This is a genomic window from Serratia sp. J2 (assembly GCF_046269175.1).
Taxonomy (GTDB): Bacteria; Pseudomonadota; Gammaproteobacteria; order Enterobacterales; family Enterobacteriaceae; genus Chania; species Chania fonticola_C.
Genome location: NZ_JBKABN010000007.1, coordinates 204,933 through 224,604 on the forward strand (window position 1 = coordinate 204,933; position 19,672 = coordinate 224,604).

Consider the following 19,672-nt stretch of genomic DNA (forward strand, 5'->3'; position numbering starts at 1 on the left):
TTCCATTGGCTTTGATGCCCCTTATCAGAGTTTCTTATTCTTTACCGCCAAAAGATTGAGCTACCTCAAGCCCCCGTTGAGTTGCATCCCCTAGACTTTTGCCGTAGGACGACTCTCGCCGTGATTTACGGCGATTTTTTAGGTTAACGAGGCATTTCAAGGCAATCTATTCATGTTAAAGCGTTTATTTGTTACAGGCACGGATACCGACGTAGGCAAGACTGTGGTTTCTCGCGGTTTATTGCAGGCTTTCGCTGCGCAAGGTCGTTCAGTGGCGGGTTATAAGCCCATTGCGGCTCGCTGCCAGGAAACCAGTGAAGGCATCCGCAATAGAGACGCTTTAGTTTTACAGGCCTCTTCCTCTGTGCCGCTGTCCTATGACGAAATCAATCCGATCACCTGTCTGGATGAGGTGTTTCATGCTCATGCGACCCAGGATATTGATTACGGGCTGATGAGCCGTGGTTTGCACCATCTCGCCGCCAAGGCAGATACAGTCGTGGTAGAGGGCAGCGGCGGCTGGCGGGTATTGATGAACGATCTCCGTCCTTATGCTGAATGGGTGGTACAGGAACAACTGCCTGTTATCCTGGTGGTCGGGATCAAACTGGGCTGTGTCAGCCATGCGCTATTGACCGCACAGGCAATTATTAACGATGGCTTACCATTGCTGGGCTGGGTGGCTAATCGTATCAACCCCGGTTTAGCGCACTACGCAGAAACTATTGATGCGATGCAGCAGCGTATTCCGGCTCCGTTGCTGGGTGAGATCCCTTATCTGCCGCGTGCGGAACAACGTGAGTTGGCACAGTATCTGGATGTTTCGCAGTTGGTTGACCGCTACGTGTTGTGATAAACCGACAGTGGGCGTAGCCCGCGAGCAATGGTGGTGGCGATAACGCAAGCCAACAGAATGCCTGGCAGCAGGGTGTATTCCCCGGTCATCTCAAACACCATTAATGCCGCCATAATTGGCGCATGAGTGGTGGCAGCCAGCAATGTCGCCATACCAGTCAGTGCTAGCAGAATGGGCACTGCAATACCCAACTCTGGCCATAGACCAAGCATCTGGCCCACTACCGAGCCCAATGCAGCCCCCACGAATAATGTCGGCGTAAACACGCCACCAGGTGCACCTGAGCCACTGCTGGCCAACAGGGCTAACAGTTTGCAAATCAGGATCGCACTGACCAGCAGTATCCCCGGTGGGGCCGAGAGTAAAGATTGCACCACGCTATAGCCATTTCCCCAGACTTCGGGATACAACAAGGAAAGCAACCCGACGATCAGCCCGCCAAGCGCCAGCTGTAATGGCGGTATGAGGTTAAGTGAGCGAAATGCCCGGCCGCTGGCCGCCATCGCCCACAGAAACAGCGGGCCACAAACGCCTGCCAGTATGCCCACCAAAGCCATTAACAGATACTGCACCGGCCAGGGGGCAGCAAGCGGCTCCACGATATAGAGCGGGGCCTGGCCACCGTTCAGCAGATTGGTCATTAGCAGCGCACTCACGGCGGCGATCACTACTGGGCCAAGCGAGGCCAGCATCAGTGAACCAAACAGGATTTCCGCGATAAACAGGCTACCCGCCAACGGGGCATGATAGGCGCTAGCCATCCCGGCTGCGGCAGCGCAAGCCACCCACAATTTCCATTCTTTCGCCGGGGTAAAGCGCTGAGCAAATACCGAACCCACCAATGCCCCCAGCAGGATCATCGCCCCCTCGCGGCCAATGGCACTACCGCTGGAAACCACCAACAGCGAGGCCAGGCATTTTATCAGGCTGGCGTTAACGGCCAATCGTCCGTCACCGGCTTCAATCGCTTCCATATAATCCGTTGGGGCGATGGGTTTTTGATGCTGGTAACGTTGGTAAATCCACAACAAAAAGCCAGCGGCTAATCCACCTAACGCGGGCGTTAACGCTCTCCGCCATCCGGGCAGTGCAGCAGCAGCGGCCACCAAACTGCCTTCGTCGTGATCCAGCAATAGCCATTCAAGCCCGAGCATGGCGCGGTGAAATAACCATACGGCCAGCGCAGCACAAATGCCGAGTAGGATGGCAATCAACAGATGGCGCAGCAGGGCGCGATAGTGATGCAGAGGGACCAGTTGATTCATGTGTTGGCAGATGATGAAGAATAAGAGGTTCAGGTGGGCATTGTGCTTGTCTACCCACCTGAAAACCAGAGAATCTTTATCAGAACCCTGGCGTTGTGGCTAAAGTATTAACCGGCCGGAGGCGTGGCAGGCTGATATTTACCGCTCATGCTTTCCAGCAGCGCGACCAGATCCTTGATATCGTTGTCCGGCAGGGTAACGCCGACCTGATAGGTCAGCATATCCTTGACCGCCTGATGTAGCGAAGTCACGCTGCCGTCATGGAAGTAAGGGGCGGTTTGGGCGATGTTACGTAACGTCGGGGTTTTGAAGCGGTGACGATCGCCATCATTTTTAGTGACGTTGTAACGGCCAAGGTCGGCCTCGGTGAGGTTACCGCGAGCGGCAAAGTAATCCGCTTTCAGCCCCATCACCTCATACGATTGGCCGCCAAGGTTGACTCCTGTATGGCAGGTGCCGCATTTGTTTTGCTGGAACAACTGGTAGCCGTGTTTTTGTTGCGCCGTCAGGGCATTGCTATCGCCCTTAAGATAGCGATCAAACGGGCTATCTGGCGTGATCAGTGTCTTTTCGAACTCGGCAATGGCGTCGGTAATGTTTTCGCCGGTGAAGCCGTTAGCATAGACGCGCCGGAAATCGGCCTTCAGCAAGGCGTCCTGATCCAGTTTAGCGATGATTTCATCCCAGGACTCAGAGGCCATCTCGATCGGGTTCATTGGCGGGCCACCGGCCTGAGCCTGTAAATCTGCCGCTCGGCCATCCCAGAATTGCGCCATATTGAAGGCCGCATTAAACACCGTCGGGGCGTTGATTGGCCCCACCTGATCGCCAACCCCCAAAGATGAGACGCGGCCATCCACGCCACCTTCGCCCAGCTTATGGCAGTGGGCACATGAGATGCTGTTATCTTTCGACAGGCGCGGATCGTGGAACAGGCGGAAGCCCAGTGCCACTTTCTGCGGATCGGTAGGTAGAGAGGCAGGCACCGGCTGTAAGGCGGCACCAAGCAGTTCAGCTGGCGTATCCGGCAAAGTGTAGAACTGCTCGCGCTGTTGACGGACCCAGCTCAGTAGTTCATTGCGATCGCCGTCGCTGACGTTTCCGGCCCAGTGGACCATCTTATACAGTGGAGGTGGCATCTCCTGGTTTTGCAGCACGGCTTCCAGCTTGGCCAGATCGACCTCAGGCACCGCGGTTTTTTGTTGCAGAGCGGAGCGGGTCGCATCGAGGTTGAAATGCTGATTTCCACGGAGGATATCCTGCGCCATAATTTGTTTGGCGATCGGCAACTCAGCATAGAAGGGAAGTTGAGCCGAGTTGGAGTGGCAATAGTCGCAGCCGTTGCGGGTTAACAGGGTATCGATTTGATTGCCAGCAACCACGGGGTTTCGCTGTTGATCGTAATGGTAGACATAACCGACGGTCCCCAAATAGCCGACGACGGCGGTAACGGCACATCCCAGAATGATTTTTTTAATCATGTTCTCGCTCCAATGAGTTGATTTCCAAATAGCCCTACATATAAAGAGGTAATAAAATGGGCAAGTCAGATTGTCACGACCTGGGACGGTTGGCAACTTGATTAAAATCAATCACTATCATTGGTTTGCACTATCGTTCGGATAGGTTTTAACGATAAAGCAGGCGTGGCTTGACTTTCAGGTCGCTTCTAAGAAATACCTTATTATTCAATAGGGTGTTTATTTATGGATGATACCGTCACAATGTGTTCAATTGGTGCGTTGTTGCGGTTTTTTGGTGCACAACATCCCCCTGACAAACTACAGCGTCCCCCGGCTGTTATACTGCGGGAAAATAAAAGATATAGGGACACATGATAAACTGATGACCACTAACACTTCTTCGAGCACAGTCCAAGTAGCTCATCGGCCATTGATCCTGTTTGCCTGCATGCTGGCGATGTTCATGTCTGCCATCGAAGCGACCATTGTCGCCACCGCGATGCCGACGATTATTGGCGACCTGGGTGGTTTTTCGTTGCTAGGCTGGGTGTTTTCGGTCTATTTGCTGGCACAGGCCATTACTATCCCGATCTACGGACGGTTGGCGGATTTATACGGCCGGAAACCGGTCTTTTTCTTTGGCGCCACGCTGTTCCTGTTGGGGTCGATCCTGTGCGGTTTCTCATCGAATATGTATTGGCTGATTGCCTTCCGCCTGTTGCAAGGGCTGGGGGCCGGGGCGATCATGCCGATTGCCACCACCGTGATCGGTGATATTTACAGCGCCACCGAACGGCCAAAAGTGATGGGGTATATCTCTAGCGTCTGGGGTGTTTCGGCCATTCTTGGTCCGTTACTGGGGGCGTTTATCGTGCAACACACGTCTTGGGCACTGGTATTTTGGGTTAACCTGCCCATTGGCCTGCTGGCGATGTATTTCCTGGGGCGTTACCTGCCAGACCTTAAACAGGGGCGCAAACATGCGTTGGATCTGGCGGGAACGGCTTGGCTGACGATCTTTGTCGCCGCCTTACTGCTGTCACTCTTGCAGGCGGAAATGCTGGGATGGTGGGTGATACCGTTGCTGGCGTTGGCGTTAGTGGCGCTGAAGTTGTTAATTCGTCAGGAGCGTCTTACTCCTGAACCGCTGTTCCCGCTGGCCCTGTGGCAAAACCGCGTGATTGTGGCGGGCAATATTGGCGGCGTGGTGATCGGTGCTGCCATGATGGGTATTAGCGCCTTCTTGCCGACCTTCATTCAGGGCGTGAAGGGCGGAACTCCGCTGGAAGCCGGTACTACGTTGGCCTTGATGTCGATTGGCTGGCCGCTGGCCAGTATGCTGAGCGGGCGTTTGATGTTGCTGACTTCTTATCGCACCACGGCACTGCTTGGCGCGTTGCTGTTGTCGGCCGGCGGCTTTATCCTGCTGCTGTTACAGCCTTCCGGTGGTTTGCTGTGGGGGCGGGTTGCTGCGTTTATCATCGGGGTTGGTATGGGTTTGTGCAATACCACTTTTCTGGTCTCGGTACAGAATGCGGCACATTACAGCATTCGTGGCATCGCAACCGCCTGCACAGTATTCACCAGGATGGTCGGATCGGCCATTGGCACCGCGATTCTGGGGGCTACGTTGAATATCAACCTGCATCTGCGTCTGCCACAAACGGTTGATCCAGTACAGCAGTTGATGGAGCCAGAAGTACGCAACACCATGCGCCCAGAGGCGCTGGCGGATCTCACCGGGCATGTCGCAGCCTCAATGCATTGGGTATTCCTGGTCTCGGCGTTGATATCGCTGTTTGCCTTGGGCGCGGCTATGCTGATCCCGGCGCGTCATCGGCCACAGGGCGAAGGTGAAGAGGTTAAACAGGCGTAACAAGGAAGAGGGGCGCAGTAACGAACTGCGCCCTGGAGCCGGTTACTGCGAGGCTTTGGTATCCTGGCTGGTGCCAGTTTGCGCCGCGTCACCGCTGTCGTCGCCGTTATTCAGGCGGGTATAGACGATTTTCTGCGTATCTTGGCCACAATGGCCAACCACCAGTCCACCGGCAAGGTTAGCCTGATCGTTAGGTACGATCTCCAGCTTAAAGCCGGATTCCGGCACGCCGTTATTGACAATCTTCTGGGCAATATCCGCCTTTATGCTCTCACATGAGGCAAAAGCAGCCAGCGGCGCGGTGGCTAACAGCAGTACACCTACTACGAGCGCTTTTTTCATCATTGGATCCTTATTTGAGACGAATGTTCTTTGTCAGGATAGCAGCATCTGGTTGAATAGTTTACCCTTACTCGCTATTACTGCGTGACTGGGCGTCCAGTGGTGCGATCCAGACACTTACGGGTTGACGGTTCCCAATAGGCATTGACGTTGTAGCTGTTATCACAACGATCTTCGTCATCAATAGCACGGTCAACCTTGTCAAACTCTTTCTCGACACGGGTGTTGACCTTGCTGCGCAGCGATTTGGTTTCGTTCCACTGCTCTTTGCTTTGGCGAGCCTGTTCATTGCTCATGGCCGCGCCGCCGCTGCCGTCAACCGTGACGCAGGTGCTGCCCTGGGTGCAAGTGGCTGCCAATGCAGGAGCTTGCCAGGCACCGGCCAGCAATAACAGGGCAACCGGTAACATCAGGCGCGGAAGGGAAGGTAATTTCATCGTTTCATCCTTATAAGTGAGTGTTGCATCCACCAGCAACACTGGCTGTAGCATGGGTTAAATATATCACTGTGCTGTTATATTGCACCAGCCTGTAGCCAAGTTCGTTTAATTTACTGAGAGAAAGAGCAGCAATGTTAAAAACCACTTTACTGTTTTTTGCCACGGCATTGGCCGAAATCATTGGCTGTTTCTTGCCGTATCTGTGGCTAAAGAAAAACGCCAGCGTCTGGCTGTTGCTGCCTGCGGCCCTCAGCCTGATGCTGTTTGTCTGGTTGTTGACGCTGCATCCTGCGGCCAGTGGGAGAGTCTATGCTGCCTATGGAGGCGTCTATGTAGCAACGGCCCTGCTTTGGCTGCGAGTGGTTGATGGTGTGAAGTTGTCGACTATGGATTGGTTGGGGGCCGGGGTGGCACTGCTGGGGATGTTGATTATCGTTTCCGGTTGGCGCACGGCGTGAGTTGAAATAGCAGGGCGGGTGCCCTGCCACAGAGTAGAACTGTTAACCGCGATGAATGCTCAGCCCGGCAAAGGACTGGCTGACCGGCATCATTTCCAAGGTATTGATATTGACGCGGGCAGGCAGCGTTGCCACCCAGAATACCGCTTCGGCAACATCATCCGGCGTCAGGGCATCTACCCCTTGATAGGTTTTATCTACCTTGCCGTCATCCCCTTTGAAACGCACGTTGGAGAACTCGGTGCCGCCAACCATGCCAGGCTCAATATCGGTAACGCGAATATGAGTGCCGTGCAGATCGGCGCGTAGACCCAGGCTAAACTGTTTAACGAAGGCCTTGGTAGCGCCGTAAACGTTACCACCGGCATAAGGCCAGTTGGCGGCGGTGGAGCCGATGTTGATCACATGGCCAACGTTACGTTCCACCATGGCTGGCAGTAGCGCGCGGGTCATATTGACCAACCCTTTGGTGTTGGTATCGATCATGGTTTCCCAATCGTCCGCATTGGCTTTGTGCGCAGGTTCCAGGCCCAACGCCAGACCTGCGTTATTCACCAGTACATCGACGTTGCGCAGCGCAGCGGGTAACTCTTCGATGGCCTGCTGGATCGCCGCACGGTTGCGGACATCCAAACGCACGATATGCAGTGCTTCACCGAGTTCTGTCTGCAGCGCCTCCAGGCGCTCTACACGACGGCCAGTGGCAATCACCTGATGGCCTTCACCGATAAACTTGCGGGCAATTGCTTCACCAAAACCGGAGGTAGCGCCCGTGACAAAAATAATCATGCTGCTGTTCCTTAACTGTTTTTAGCCTGCATCCACTCTAACGCGGTTGCGTTAACCCTGCAATTTTAACCGGTGATGGCCGGCACGTGGTAAACCACACAGTCGTATTTGATATTCTCGCGGCGGCCTTGCACGGTGCCACCCAGTGATTCGGCAATGCGGCGGCTTGGCGTGTTCTGCTCGGCGACGGGGTAGATGAAGTACGGTGGGTGGTAGCGCTCGCTGGCCCACTTCGCCATGGCATGGACGATTTCGCGGCCATAGCCGTTACCGTGCAGGCTCTCTTTCACCCAGATCCCGAGTTCCGGTTTTTGCTGGTGCAGATTATGCACGCCACCCATGCCAACGAACTGCTTGCTGTCACGCAGTCGTGCCACAAAGATGACTTCTTCACCTTCACGGATCAACGGTAACCAGCCTTCCCAGACGTTGGCAAATGCCTCGGGAGACTCTTCTGGTTCAAAGGTCATAAAACGCGTTAGCGTAGGGGTGATCGCCTGGTAAACATCGTCGGCGTCTGCTGCGGTAAAGGGGGCAATCAACAACCGATCGGTATCCACACGGCACTGAGTAAGGTCACTGTGCATCATTATTATTACCTCGCTTTTCAGGCCTAAAACGGCAAAAATCCGCTCCCGTTAAAACGGGGCGGATCATCGATATTACGTTGATTAGCGGCAGATGCGACTTATTTTTTTACCAGGTGAGGGGCAAGGAGCAAAAGGTCGGCCGCAGAGAGACGATCCGGCGCGGTTGAGGCTTGGTGCCAGTAGGGATAAATCAGCGGCGGACGGCTCACTTCTTCCAAGCGCTGCAGCTCTTCTTCGTTGAGGATCAGGTTGGCCGCGTGCAGGTTATCTTTGAGCTGCTCTGCGTTGCGGGCACCGATGACCACCGAAGTGATCGTTGGGCGAGCCAACAGCCAGGCCAGCGCGATTTGTGCCGCAGAGATACCGCGGGAATGAGCGATATCCACCAGCACCTCAACAATATCAAACAGCGCGTCTTGATCACGCACCGGCGGCTCACCCCAGTTGGCCAGATGGCGCGTGCCTTCCGGTGTGGGTTGATTACGGCGGTATTTGCCCGAGAGCAGGCCACCGGCCAATGGGCTCCAGACCAACACTCCAAGCCCCTGATCCTGAGCAACAGGTAGCAGTTCATATTCCGCTTCGCGCGCCTGCAGGCTGTAATGGATTTGTTGGCTGACCGGGCGCACCAATCCCAACCGTTCCGCGCTGCCCAGGTGTTTCATCAGGTGCCAACCGGAGAAGTTGGACAAACCGGTGTAACGCACCTTGCCGCTGCTCACCAGATCCTCCAGCGCCCGCAGCGTTTCGTCCACTGGGGTGATGCCGTCCCACTCGTGCAACTGATAGAGATCGAGATAGTCGGTATTCAGGCGTTTCAGGCTGGCTTCGCAGGCGCGGATCAGGTGGTGGCGTGATAACCCGGCATCGTTCGGGCCACTGCCCATAGGGAAACGGGCCTTGCTGGCGACCAGCACTTCGTGGCGTTTACTGCCCAATGCCTGGCCGAGGATCTCCTCCGATTGGCCTGCGGAATAGACGTCGGCGGTATCGAACAGGTTGATCCCCGCATCAATACACATGGCGATTTGATTGCGCGCCTCGTTAACGTCTGTCGCGCCGGTTTTGGCGAACTTGCCTTGTCCTCCAAAGGTCATGGTGCCTAAACTTAGAGCCGAAACTTTAAGGCCGGACCGGCCAAGTTGACGGTATTGCATCGTTTAACTCCTTACTTTGGTTGCCATAGATTTTTCAGACTTAGAGGCGCTTTTCCTCTGGCGGATTTCATTGCCCGCCTCTGCGCCCAGCGTAAAGCTATCTAGCACCGCCACCAGGGCGATCACGCCAATCACAATAAAGGCCAGTTGGAAGTCGACCAGCGGCACTACCCCCTGTTGCTGCGGCATCAGCATCTCCGCCAACCGCAGCGCCAGCGCACCGATGGCGATACCCAGGCCGCTGCCCATCTGCTGGGCCATATTGAACAGGGTATTAGCTCCGCTCATGCGGGGTTGCGGCACTTCGGAAAACGCCAGCGTATTCAGCGCGGTGAACTGCATCGAACGTGTCAAGCCACTGACAAACAGCAGCGTCAGGATCAACCAGGTAGGGGTCTGCGGGGTTAGCAGCGCGCAGGCAAAAATGGTAGCGGCATTAAGTAAGCCGTTGACTACCAGCGTGGTACGAAAACGGAACCGGTAGAGGATTGCTGAGGTGAACGGCTTCATTACCAGATTACCGGCAAACACCGCCAGCACCAACAACCCCGCATCGAAGGCATTCAGCCCAAAGCCGATTTGAAACAGTAGGGGCAGCAGAAACGGCACGGCACCGATAGCAATGCGGAACAGAGTGCCGCCCTTAATAGTGACAGCGTAACTTTTTACCCGCATCGCCCAGAGATCTATCAAGGGATAGGCGTGGCGTTTGGCGTGACGTATCGCCAGGCTTCCCAGCGCCAGGCTAGCGGCCAGACATGACAGAGGCACTAGCCACGAGAGTTGCGGACTGTTGATCAGATCCAGCCCAAACATCAGCCCAAAGCAGGCGACTCCGGTGAGCACAAAACCCAATCCATCAAAGGAAACGCCTTTCTGCGCGGGCTCATGAGGGATCAAGCGCCAGGCGAAGAACAGTGCCAACAGGCCAAGCGGCACGTTGAGGATGAAAATCCAGTGCCAGGAAGCGTAGGTGGTGATAAAACCGCCAACCGGTGGCCCCAGGACCGGGGCGGCTAATCCTGGCCAGGTGATAGTGGCAATGGCGTTGATCAGATCGGGTTTGGCGGTATTACGCAGCACCACCAGGCGGCCCACTGGCACCATCAAAGCGCCGCCAAAGCCTTGCAGGATACGAGCCGCAGTAAACTGTGGCAAGGTGGTACTGAGGGCGCATAGCACCGAGGCCAGGGTAAAGATAACGATGGCGGCGGTGAAAATATTGCGGGCACCAAAGCGGTTGGCGATCCAACCGCTGGCGGGGATAAACACCGTCAGGGTAAGAATATAGGCCGAAACCCCGATGTTCATATCTACCGGCTGTACGCCAAAGGCTGTCGCCATTTGCGGCATCGCGGTGACGATCACCGTAGCGTCCAGGTTTTCCATAAAGAATGCCCCGGCAACCAGCAGAGGAAGCGCGCTAGCGCGCGAGAACCAACTCATGGACGGCTCCGGCTGGAGTACGGTAAATAGGCAGACATAACAGAAATCCCGTTTCAAAAATCACTACGTCGGATTTTTGAGCATAACGCATCACGGGGAGGTTAAAAAGAAGTTAATGGAGTGATTATTAGCGGGCACAGCAAATGTGCCCGCTAGCGTGTTGTAGTCACCAGGATAAATGGATGATGTCGTCGATCAACTCGGCTTTAAAGCTACTCAAGTCGGCCACGGTGGCCTTGATTTGCGGGGAAGAAATCGGCACGCCGTTACCGATGACGATCACTTGCCCACCGGCGGCAAGGGCGGAGTTCACGCCAGAAATCGCATCTTCAAAAATCACGCATTTCTGCACCGGCAGGCCAAATCCGGCTGCCGCCATCAGATAGGGTTCTGGATGGGGTTTGCCGTGCACGATATCTTCCGAAGTGATCATCATGTGGGGCCGTGGGATGCCTGCGCTGATCATGCTTTGCATCGACACTTTCTTGGCGCCGGAGGTGACAATTGCCCAGCATTGTGGCGGCAACTGGCGCACCAGCTCAACGGCACCGCTAATGGCACTAACCTGACTGAGAGCCTCGATGGCGAGCGTTTTGACTTCATCAACGCACTGTGGGTTGTCAAAGTAAGGAGAGACGATCCGCAGCGTTTCCTCGATAGTACGCCCGTGAATATTTGCCAGAACGTAGTCCACATCCAGATGATGCCGGGTTGCCCATTCAGACCACAATTTCTCTATACAGGCTCCTGAGTCCACCAAGGTACCGTCCAGGTCAAACAGCACTGCCTTGCAAGCGATAGCGTTCATAAGTCCCTTTGATTTAAAGCTTCGGTTTCCCAATAACAACAGAGTGGCGGCAAGGCATTGTTGACTGAAATCAATGGATTGTTTAAATCACAGCCGGTATGTAAAAAATGCGATATTGATGGGCCGCATGAAGCCGCAGAGCGCGGTTAAAATAAATGGTTAAGGTTTGGATAAGAAAACAGTCAGGCAGTGGAAAAAAGTGAAACAACATGATGCTTTTTATCATGGTCGCTCCCTCAGAAGAAAAGAAAGTATCGGGGCTGAGGCCAGTATGGAGCCACTGGGCTTCGCTCTATATATTCACAAAAGAAATGATTGGCAATATTTTGAAATTATTTCATTATGACCATTTAATGGGTAGCATAGGTTCATAGAAAATCAATGTGAATGGTTGATTATTTATCATAAGCGCTTGGGTAATGAATTGCTATAACCCCAACCTATTGCATCAATTATGTTTTTTATCCTGACATAATCCGCATGAGGGGGCCTTTATCCCGTATGTCAGCTTGAAACACTCCCTCGCGATTAAAAAACAACCGCTCCAGCTTGCATTAAAGTAATCCCGGTATAAATTAATATCATTACCGCCATTAAAACGGTAATACACCCACGAGCTAATCATGCTCGTAACAGCAGTGGCTATAGCACGACATAATAATAGAGGACAATCAAGATGAAACTTCGAGTACTCTCTCTGATGGTTCCTGCTTTGCTGATGGCTGGCACCGCAGGGGCCGCTGAAATCTACAACAAAGACGGTAATAAACTGGATTTGTACGGTTTAGTCGATGGTCTTCACTATTTCTCTGATAACAATAGCGTTGATGGCGACCAGTCATACATACGTATGGGGCTCCGTGGTGAAACGCAGATTAACGACCAACTTACCGGCTATGGTACGTGGGAATACCAGGTCAACGTTAACACTCCGGAAAGCGAAAACAATGCCTTCACACGTTATGGTTTCGCAGGGTTGAAAGTCGTTGATTATGGCTCATTCGACTATGGCCGTAACAACGGTGTCCTGTATGACGTAGCGGCTTATACCGACATGCAGCCAGAATTTGACGGTTCCACCTATGGTGCCGACCAGTTCATGTTCCAACGTTCAAACGGTTTGGCGACCTATCGAAACAATAACTTCTTTGGCCTGGTTGATGGTCTGCATTTTGCTCTGCAGTATCAGGGTAAAAACGGCAGTCCTGAAGAGACTAACAATGGTCGCAACGTTCTGGGTCAGAACGGTGATGGTTATGGTATGTCGGTGAACTATGATATTGGCTACGGTATTAGCGCAGCGGGAGCCTTCTTTAATTCCAAACGTACCAGCGAGCAAAATGGCGGTGGTGCATATAGTGGTATCATGGGGCGTGGTGACAATGCGGAAGGCTATTCAGGCGGCCTGAAATATGACGACAGCAATACCTATGTGGCCGTCATGTTTACCCAGTCCTATAATGCAGCGCGCTTCGGCAGTTCAAACAGCGACGCGTATGGCTACGCTAATAAAGCGCAAAGCTTTGAGGCCTATGCACATTATCTGTTTGATTTCGGCCTGCGCCCATTTGTGGGTTATAACCAAACCAACGGCAAGAACCTGGGGCAGGCTGCTAACGGTCATACCTACGGCAGTGAAAACTTGGTCAAGTTTGTTGACTTGGGTGCGACCTATTACCTCAACAAAAACATGTCCACCTATGTGGATTATAAAATCAACCTGTTGGATGAAAACGACTTCACCAAATCGGCCGGTATTAATACTGACGACGTGGTTGCTGTCGGTCTGGTTTATCAGTTCTGATGACAGAGAAATAAGTCAGCTCACGATAACGCGGCCTTCTGGCCGCGTTTTTTCTTTGTTCTCCCCCGCAGTATACAGCCGCTAGCCTGTTGAGAAATTTCCAGTTATTTTTGCTCAAACGACCATCTGAGCCTAAGCTAGGCTATGTTGCTGAATTTACAGCTTCTATCCAATTGGACGCAGCGTCCCTACATTAAGACATGGAGGAGTTTCGATTTGATGCGTTTATCCACCCTGGTACTGGCGATCGGCGTTGCATTAAGTACGCCCGCGCTGGCAGAAACCAATACCCAGACAAAGGAGGCGAAAGTGGCCGGAGAAGTTAAACAGGATAAGCAGGGACAAAACCCGTTCTTTACCGCCAGTCAGTTACCATTCCAGGCCCCGCGTTTTGATGTCATCAGCGAAAGCGATTATGCCCCGGCCATTGCCGCCGGTATCCAGCAGAAACTGACAGAAGTCGAAAAAATCGCCAATAACCCGGCTGAGCCTACGTTCGACAATACCTTCGTGGCGCTGGAAAAAAGTGGCGCACTGTTGACGCGCACCATGAACGTGTTCGGCGCGATGACCTCCGCCAACACCAGCGACGCGCTGCAAAAGCTGGATGAAGAAACCTCACCGAAGCTGGCGGCGTTAAATGATGCCATCATGCTGAACAGCAAACTGTTTGCGCGCATCAAGGCGATTTACGATCGGCGTGACAGCCTCAACTTGGACACCGAGTCCCTGCGGCTGGTAGAGGTTACCTACAAGAACTATGTGCTGGCCGGGGCCAATCTTTCTGACGCGGATAAAACCCAACTGAAAGCGTTGAACCAGGAAGCGGCGACGCTGAGCACCCAGTTCACCAATAAATTATTGGCCGCCAGCAAGAATGGCGCGTTGGCGATCGGTGATAAAACCCTGCTGGTCGGGTTTTCAGAGGGCGAGTTGGCGGCAGCAGCGCAGGCAGCCAGCGAACGTAAGCTGGATAAGCAATGGCTGTTGGTGTTGCAAAACACCACGCAACAGCCTGATTTGCAAAGCCTGCAAGATCGCGATACTCGCCAAAAGTTGTTCGAAGCGTCGATCAATCGTGCAGAAAAAAATGACTCTAACGATACCCGCCAAACTCTGGCGCGGTTAGCTAAAGTGCGTGCCGAGCAGGCCAAACTGCTGGGCTTCCCGAACTATGCCGCCTGGAAGTTGCAAAATCAGATGGCGAAAACCCCGGATGCGGCGTTGGCGTTTATGCGTGATATCGTGCCTGCCGCCACGGCCCGGGCAGAGCGCGAGGCCAAAGATATTCAGGCAGTGATCGATCGGCAAAACGGCGGTTTCAAGCTGGCCGCCTGGGATTGGCAGTTCTATGCCGAGCAGGTGCGTAAAGAGAAGTACGATCTGGATGAGTCACAGATTAGGCCTTACTTTGAGATGAGCAACGTGCTGCATAACGGCGTATTCTATGCCGCCAATTTGCTGTACGGCATCAGCTTTAAAGAACGTAAAGATATCCCGGTTTATCATCCAGACGTGCGGGTATACGAGGTATTTGATAAAGACGGCCAGTCTCTGGCGCTGTTCTACACCGATTTCTTTAAGCGTGATAACAAGGGCGGTGGCGCTTGGATGAGCAACTTCGTTGAACAGTCCAAACTCAACGGCACCAAACCGGTGATTTACAACGTCTCCAACTTCACCAAACCCGCAGCGGGCCAACCTGCATTGCTCTCTTATGACGACGTGATCACCCTGTTCCACGAGTTTGGCCATGCGCTGCACGGCATGTTTGCCGATCAGCAATACCCAAGCCTGTCGGGCACCAACACTGCCCGCGATTTTGTTGAGTTCCCGTCGCAGTTTAACGAGCACTGGGTCAGCGATCCGCAGGTATTTGCCCACTTTGCCAAGCATTATCAAACGGGTGAGGCGATGCCGCAGGTGTTGGTCGATAAAATCAACAAGGCCGACAAGTTCAACAAGGGCTACGCCATGACCGAACTGTTGGCCGCCGCGCTGCTGGATATGCATTGGCACATGCTCGGTGCCGATCAGCCGCAGCAGGACGTGGACAAGTTTGAGGCCGCATCACTGCGCCAGGACAAGATCGACCTCAGCTATGTGCCACCGCGCTATCGCTCCAGCTATTTCCAGCATATCTGGGGCAACGGCTATGCCGCCGGTTATTACGCCTATCTGTGGACGGAGATGTTGGCAGATGACGCCTTCCAGTGGTTCAGCGATAACGGCGGGTTAACGGCAGAGAATGGCCAGCGTTTCCGCGAGCAGGTGTTGTCACAGGGCAACAGCCAGGATCTGGAAAAGCTGTACGTTAAATGGCGTGGGCAGGAGCCGAGCATTGAACCAATGTTGATCAACCGCGGGCTGAAGGATAAGTAACTATTGTTTAGCACCCTCCGAGAGCAGGAACTGCTCTCGGAGGGTTATAACAATGCCAAGAAAGAGAATTGTGTGAGGCCGATCGTTTTTCTATGTAACCGAAATTAGCCGTGGTGAGATTAATCCTTGTAATTAACAGGGTTACCAACACGTGTTGGTGTAAATAATCCCAAAATCCATCCCATTGTTTTAATGAGTTTATCTTCAGCACAAAATTTCCCCCTCGTATAAAAACCATAAGAAATGCCGTTTTCAGACTGGGTTAATATGATTAATGTCACAGATTAACCGCTGAAAACGGCGTGACGACAAGTTACGATCATAATCTCAACTCCGATAGTTGCCGCTTTACTGTTGTCGGGTTCCAATTTAAAACAAACACCTGTTCAAAAACAAACAAGTGTTAATTATGACCAACCGGGAAAAACAGATACTGCAACTCCTTCGGCGGGACCCGTTGATTCAACAACACGAAATCGCCGATATTCTAGGTATTAGCCGTTCTGGTGTGGCAGGCCACATCATGAATTTAATGAATAAAGGCTATATTAAAGGTAAAGGCTATATTCTCTCCGAACACCGCTATGTGGTCACCGTTGGCTCGGTAAATATGGACGTTTGTGGTTATGCCAATACGCAGCTGGTTTATGAAGACTCCAACCCAGGGAAAATAAAGTGTACCCCGGGAGGCGTTGGCCGAAATATATCGCAGAATATTGCGTTATTAGGTGCCGAATGCCATCTGGTTTCCGTGGTTGGTGACGATTTCTATGGCACTACGCTGCTGGAACAGGCAAAACTGGCGGGCGTCAACGTGGATAATTGCCATCGGTTGCATGGTGAAAATACTTCGACCTACGTTTCGCTGCTGGATGGCAATGGCGAAATGCTGGTCGCCATCAACGATATGCGCATCCTGGAAAAATTGACCCCGGCGCTGTTATCTCATTCCAAGGATTTAATTCAGCACAGTGGTGTCTTGGTGCTGGACTGCAACCTGACCGAAGACGCGCTGGCCTGGTTATTTAGCAATGCCGGTAATGTACCGGTATTTGTCGATACGGTTTCCGCTTTTAAAGCGCCAAAAATCAAAAACTGGCTCTCGCATATCCATACGTTGAAGCCAAATCGGATTGAGGCAGAAATTCTCAGTGGGATGAAAATATCCCAGGCGAGCGATGCACCGGCAGTCGCCCAATGGTTCCACCAGCAAGGCGTGCAGCGTTTAGCGCTGAGTATGGGTAGCCACGGCGTGTATTTCAGCGAAGTGGACGGCCAGTACGGTTGGTCGGCACCGCTGCCGACTCAGGTCGTCAATGTCACTGGAGCCGGGGATGCCATGATGGCGGGGCTGGTGAGTTGCTGGCTGGAGGATTTCCCACTCGATCACAGTATCCGTTTTGCCCAGGGCTGTTCGGCAATGACCCTGGCCTCTGAGTTCACCAACAACCCGAATCTGTCGCAAGGCAGCGTTCAAAAACTTCTGGAATTACAATCATGCAAAATAGCCTAATCACTCATCAATATCTGGATATCGCGCCTGAAGTGGCGCTTGCACTGGCCGAAAATCGGCCGGTGGTGGCGTTGGAGTCGACGATTATTTCCCACGGCATGCCTTACCCGCAGAACGTTGAAACTGCCTTACAGGTAGAGGAAAAGATCCGTGCCAACGGGGCGGTGCCAGCGACCATTGCGGTGATCAATGGGCGGATGAAGGCGGGGCTATCCCATGATGAGATAGAAACGTTGGGCCGCGAAGGGCACCGGGTCGCCAAAGTGAGTCGTCGCGATTTGCCGTTTGTGATTGCCAGTGGCAAAAACGGCGCAACCACCGTGGCTTCTACCATGATCATTGCCGAACTGGCCGGGATCAGCGTATTCGCCACCGGCGGGATTGGCGGTGTGCACCGCGGTGCACAGCAGACGTTTGATATTTCGGCTGATTTACAGGAATTGGCACAAACCAACGTGGCGGTGATTTGTGCCGGTGCCAAATCGATCCTGGATCTCGGTTTGACCACCGAATACCTGGAAACCCATGGCGTGCCTCTGGTGGGGTATGGCACCGATAGTCTGCCCGCATTCTTCAGCCGTACCAGCCCTTATTCCGTTAGCGTGCGCCTGGATACGCCGCAGGAAATCGCGCGGGCAATGGCCGCCAAATGGGCTGCTGGCTTGCAGGGCGGGATGGTGATCGCCAACCCTATTCCAGAGCAGTACGCCATGTCTGAAGAGAAGATCAACCAGGCCATTGAGCAGGCTGTTCAGGAGTCCGTGGAGCAGGGTGTGTCCGGCAAGGAGAGTACGCCATTCCTGCTGGCCAGAGTCGCTGAATTGACCGGTGGCGATAGCCTGCAGGCCAATATTCAGCTGGTGTTTAATAATGCCGAGTTGGCAGCCAAGATCGCGGGTCATTATCAGCTAAATTGCGCTTAACGCTTAAATTAGCACTCTACGTTTGTCCTTGATAAATCACTTCTGCCTCGGCAGGCGGCAGGCTATTGCCGTTTGCCGAGTAAAGAAGGAAATAAACAAAATAGAAGGGGGCCTTATGGAGTTGTTGCGCAGTCTTGCAGGTATGTCGATCCTGTTATTAATCGGTTTTGTGTTTTCCGTCAATAAAAGAAAAATAAGTGTGCGCACGGTCGGTGCGGCATTGTTACTTCAGGTATTACTTGGCGCTATTATGCTGTATGTCCCCGCAGGTAAATGGTTAATCAACGCCATTGCCAGCGGTGTCAATCGCGTGATTTCGTACAGCGATGCGGGGAGCGCATTTATTTTTGGCGGACTGGTAGGGCCGAAAATGAATGAGCTTTTCGATGGTGCAGGTTTTGTGTTCGCTTTTCACGTGCTACCCGCCATCATCTTTATCACCTCGTTGATTTCTATTTTATATTATCTTGGGGTAATGAAATGGGTGATCAATATCCTTGGCTATGTCTTCCAGCGGCTTATGAATATCAGCAAGGTGGAGTCCTTTGCCGCTGCCACCACCATTTTCCTGGGGCAAAATGAGTTACCTGCGGTGTTGAAGCCGTTTGTTAAAAACATGAACCGCAATGAACTGTTCACGGTGATCTGTAGCGGCATGGCCTCGATTGCCGGTTCGATGCTGGTCGGTTATGCCGGTTTGGGCGTCCCCATTGAGTATCTGCTGGCGGCCTCGCTGATGGCTATCCCAGGGGGGATCCTGTTTGCCCGTTTGCTCAGCCCGGCGACGGAGCCTTCCCGCGTTGAGTTCAGCGAAATGTCATTCAGTGATAAACGGCCCGCCAGCATTATCGAAGCGGCGGCTAACGGTGCGATGTTGGGGCTGAAAATTGCGGTGGGGGTTGCCACGGTAGTGATGGCCTTCGTCGCGCTGATCGCGTTGATCAACGGCATTATCGGCGGCGTGGGTGGCCTGTTTGGTGTTGAAAGCGTCAGCCTGCAAAGCCTGCTGGGCTATCTGTTTGCTCCGTTAGCCTACATCATGGGCGTGAGCTGGGAACATGCCGATCTGGCAGGGGGGCTGATTGGCCAGAAACTGGCAATTAACGAGTTTGTTGCCTACCTCAGCTTCTCTCCTTACCTGAAAGAAAGCGCGATGTTACTCGATCCGAAAACCATCGCGGTGATTTCGTTCGCACTGTGCGGTTTTGCCAATTTTGGCTCGATTGCCGTGGTAGTGGGGGCATTCAGTGCGGTGGTGCCGGAAAGGGCCTCGGAAATTGCCCAGTTAGGGTTCCGGGCGCTGTTGGCGGCGACGCTGTCCAACCTGATGAGCGCCACCATTGCCGGGCTGTTTATCGGGTTAGGGGGGATTTGAAGAACCGGGGCAATTGCAGGCTAATCCGTCCTCGATTGCCCCTCACCCCAACCCTCTCCCGTAGGGCGAGGGAGCTGCACGGCTTTTTTGATGAGGTTGTGCTGCTTCGGAAAGTAGGGAATAAAAACAAGAAAGGCACGGTTTTACTCAAGACAATCAACGAACTCGATCGGTTCCCGTAGGGT

Annotated in this window: 18 protein-coding genes; 9 read left to right on the plus strand and 9 right to left on the minus strand. The window is 53.3% G+C overall.

Translation table 11 applies throughout. The features are described 5' to 3' along the window. Positions 1–172: 172 nt before the first annotated feature. Positions 173–853 (plus strand): dethiobiotin synthase, encoded by a 681-nt coding sequence (gene bioD / locus ACKWMY_RS10225; RefSeq protein WP_024530502.1) that lies wholly within the window; start codon positions 173–175, stop codon positions 851–853. Here bioD and clcB read toward each other — a convergent pair. Together clcB and ACKWMY_RS10235 are read right to left on the minus strand one after the other, a co-directional pair. Continuing rightward, positions 841–2,121: a voltage-gated ClC-type chloride channel ClcB gene (gene clcB / locus ACKWMY_RS10230; protein ID WP_029711745.1), complete on the minus strand. Its 1,281-nt coding sequence runs from the start codon at positions 2,119–2,121 to the stop codon at positions 841–843. The two genes, bioD and clcB, sit on opposite strands and share 13 nt — an antisense overlap. A gap of 107 nt (positions 2,122–2,228) precedes the next feature. Further along, the gene (locus ACKWMY_RS10235) at positions 2,229–3,599 is read right to left on the minus strand and encodes a cytochrome c peroxidase (protein ID WP_409486263.1); all 1,371 of its coding nucleotides are present in this window, start codon (positions 3,597–3,599) and stop codon (positions 2,229–2,231) included. A gap of 367 nt (positions 3,600–3,966) precedes the next feature. Here ACKWMY_RS10235 and ACKWMY_RS10240 point away from each other — a divergent pair, with 367 nt between their 5' ends. Continuing rightward, on the plus strand, positions 3,967–5,460 hold the full coding sequence (locus tag ACKWMY_RS10240; RefSeq protein ID WP_024530499.1) for an MDR family MFS transporter: 1,494 nt from the start codon (positions 3,967–3,969) through the stop codon (positions 5,458–5,460). 42 nt (positions 5,461–5,502) lie between these two features. Here the strand turns inward: ACKWMY_RS10240 and ACKWMY_RS10245 are convergent, their stop codons facing one another. Both ACKWMY_RS10245 and ACKWMY_RS10250 read right to left on the minus strand, forming a co-directional pair. Continuing rightward, complete coding sequence (locus ACKWMY_RS10245) at positions 5,503–5,802, minus strand: DUF1161 domain-containing protein (protein ID WP_024530498.1); 300 nt, start codon at positions 5,800–5,802, stop codon at positions 5,503–5,505. Between the two features lie 77 nt (positions 5,803–5,879). Next, the gene (locus tag ACKWMY_RS10250) at positions 5,880–6,239 is read right to left on the minus strand and encodes a DUF1283 family protein (RefSeq protein WP_024530497.1); all 360 of its coding nucleotides are present in this window, start codon (positions 6,237–6,239) and stop codon (positions 5,880–5,882) included. 134 nt (positions 6,240–6,373) lie between these two features. Between ACKWMY_RS10250 and ACKWMY_RS10255 the strand changes: the two genes are divergently transcribed. After that, entirely contained in the window at positions 6,374–6,700 is a 327-nt protein-coding gene (locus ACKWMY_RS10255) for a YnfA family protein (RefSeq protein WP_024530496.1), read from the plus strand. A gap of 42 nt (positions 6,701–6,742) precedes the next feature. On the opposite strand, the gene ydfG is transcribed toward ACKWMY_RS10255, so the two are convergent. The 5 genes from ydfG to ACKWMY_RS10280 form a co-directional block, all read right to left on the minus strand. Then, positions 6,743–7,489: a bifunctional NADP-dependent 3-hydroxy acid dehydrogenase/3-hydroxypropionate dehydrogenase YdfG gene (gene ydfG / locus ACKWMY_RS10260; protein WP_024530495.1), complete on the minus strand. Its 747-nt coding sequence runs from the start codon at positions 7,487–7,489 to the stop codon at positions 6,743–6,745. A 65-nt stretch (positions 7,490–7,554) separates the two neighbouring features. After that, on the minus strand, positions 7,555–8,079 hold the full coding sequence (locus ACKWMY_RS10265; RefSeq protein WP_024530494.1) for a GNAT family N-acetyltransferase: 525 nt from the start codon (positions 8,077–8,079) through the stop codon (positions 7,555–7,557). Positions 8,080–8,177: 98 nt separating this feature from the next. Then, positions 8,178–9,236 carry an aldo/keto reductase gene (locus ACKWMY_RS10270; RefSeq protein ID WP_024530493.1) on the minus strand — a complete coding sequence of 353 codons (1,059 nt, stop codon included), beginning with the start codon at positions 9,234–9,236 and terminating at the stop codon, positions 8,178–8,180. Between the two features lie 3 nt (positions 9,237–9,239). Beyond that, positions 9,240–10,682, minus strand: coding sequence for an MFS transporter (locus ACKWMY_RS10275; RefSeq protein WP_409486258.1), 1,443 nt, complete (start codon positions 10,680–10,682; stop codon positions 9,240–9,242). Between the two features lie 166 nt (positions 10,683–10,848). Further along, entirely contained in the window at positions 10,849–11,490 is a 642-nt protein-coding gene (locus tag ACKWMY_RS10280; protein ID WP_024530491.1) for an HAD-IA family hydrolase, read from the minus strand. A 166-nt stretch (positions 11,491–11,656) separates the two neighbouring features. On the opposite strand from ACKWMY_RS10280, the gene ACKWMY_RS10285 reads away from it, so the two are divergent. The 6 genes from ACKWMY_RS10285 (at position 11,657) to ACKWMY_RS10310 (ending at position 19,487) form a co-directional block, all read left to right on the plus strand. Continuing rightward, positions 11,657–11,836: a hypothetical protein gene (locus ACKWMY_RS10285; RefSeq protein ID WP_409486259.1), complete on the plus strand. Its 180-nt coding sequence runs from the start codon at positions 11,657–11,659 to the stop codon at positions 11,834–11,836. Between the two features lie 330 nt (positions 11,837–12,166). Beyond that, on the plus strand, positions 12,167–13,294 hold the full coding sequence (ompC, locus tag ACKWMY_RS10290; RefSeq protein ID WP_024530490.1) for a porin OmpC: 1,128 nt from the start codon (positions 12,167–12,169) through the stop codon (positions 13,292–13,294). Between the two features lie 219 nt (positions 13,295–13,513). Further along, positions 13,514–15,676, plus strand: a complete 2,163-nt coding sequence (gene dcp, locus ACKWMY_RS10295) for a peptidyl-dipeptidase Dcp (RefSeq protein ID WP_409486260.1) — start codon at positions 13,514–13,516, stop codon at positions 15,674–15,676. 409 nt (positions 15,677–16,085) lie between these two features. Continuing rightward, positions 16,086–17,189, plus strand: a complete 1,104-nt coding sequence (locus tag ACKWMY_RS10300) for a PfkB family carbohydrate kinase (protein WP_409486261.1) — start codon at positions 16,086–16,088, stop codon at positions 17,187–17,189. Beyond that, a complete protein-coding gene (locus tag ACKWMY_RS10305; protein ID WP_024531291.1) occupies positions 17,174–18,112 on the plus strand; it encodes a pseudouridine-5'-phosphate glycosidase in 939 nt (312 codons plus the stop codon). The genes ACKWMY_RS10300 and ACKWMY_RS10305 overlap by 16 nt, the downstream gene beginning before the upstream one ends. Positions 18,113–18,227: 115 nt before the next feature. After that, entirely contained in the window at positions 18,228–19,487 is a 1,260-nt protein-coding gene (locus tag ACKWMY_RS10310; protein ID WP_409486262.1) for a NupC/NupG family nucleoside CNT transporter, read from the plus strand. The last annotated feature ends 185 nt before the right edge of the window (positions 19,488–19,672 follow it).

Coding starts and splice junctions, on each gene's coding strand:
- bioD (WP_024530502.1), top strand. CDS start 173: ATGTTAAAGCGTTTATTTGTTACAGGCACGGATACCGACGTAGGCAAG.
- clcB (WP_029711745.1), bottom strand. CDS start 2,121: ATGAATCAACTGGTCCCTCTGCATCACTATCGCGCCCTGCTGCGCCAT.
- ACKWMY_RS10240 (WP_024530499.1), top strand. CDS start 3,967: ATGACCACTAACACTTCTTCGAGCACAGTCCAAGTAGCTCATCGGCCA.
- ACKWMY_RS10245 (WP_024530498.1), bottom strand. CDS start 5,802: ATGAAAAAAGCGCTCGTAGTAGGTGTACTGCTGTTAGCCACCGCGCCG.
- ACKWMY_RS10250 (WP_024530497.1), bottom strand. CDS start 6,239: ATGAAATTACCTTCCCTTCCGCGCCTGATGTTACCGGTTGCCCTGTTA.
- ACKWMY_RS10255 (WP_024530496.1), top strand. CDS start 6,374: ATGTTAAAAACCACTTTACTGTTTTTTGCCACGGCATTGGCCGAAATC.
- ydfG (WP_024530495.1), bottom strand. CDS start 7,489: ATGATTATTTTTGTCACGGGCGCTACCTCCGGTTTTGGTGAAGCAATT.
- ACKWMY_RS10265 (WP_024530494.1), bottom strand. CDS start 8,079: ATGATGCACAGTGACCTTACTCAGTGCCGTGTGGATACCGATCGGTTG.
- ACKWMY_RS10270 (WP_024530493.1), bottom strand. CDS start 9,236: ATGCAATACCGTCAACTTGGCCGGTCCGGCCTTAAAGTTTCGGCTCTA.
- ACKWMY_RS10275 (WP_409486258.1), bottom strand. CDS start 10,682: ATGAGTTGGTTCTCGCGCGCTAGCGCGCTTCCTCTGCTGGTTGCCGGG.
- ACKWMY_RS10280 (WP_024530491.1), bottom strand. CDS start 11,490: ATGAACGCTATCGCTTGCAAGGCAGTGCTGTTTGACCTGGACGGTACC.
- ompC (WP_024530490.1), top strand. CDS start 12,167: ATGAAACTTCGAGTACTCTCTCTGATGGTTCCTGCTTTGCTGATGGCT.
- dcp (WP_409486260.1), top strand. CDS start 13,514: ATGCGTTTATCCACCCTGGTACTGGCGATCGGCGTTGCATTAAGTACG.
- ACKWMY_RS10300 (WP_409486261.1), top strand. CDS start 16,086: ATGACCAACCGGGAAAAACAGATACTGCAACTCCTTCGGCGGGACCCG.
- ACKWMY_RS10305 (WP_024531291.1), top strand. CDS start 17,174: ATGCAAAATAGCCTAATCACTCATCAATATCTGGATATCGCGCCTGAA.
- ACKWMY_RS10310 (WP_409486262.1), top strand. CDS start 18,228: ATGGAGTTGTTGCGCAGTCTTGCAGGTATGTCGATCCTGTTATTAATC.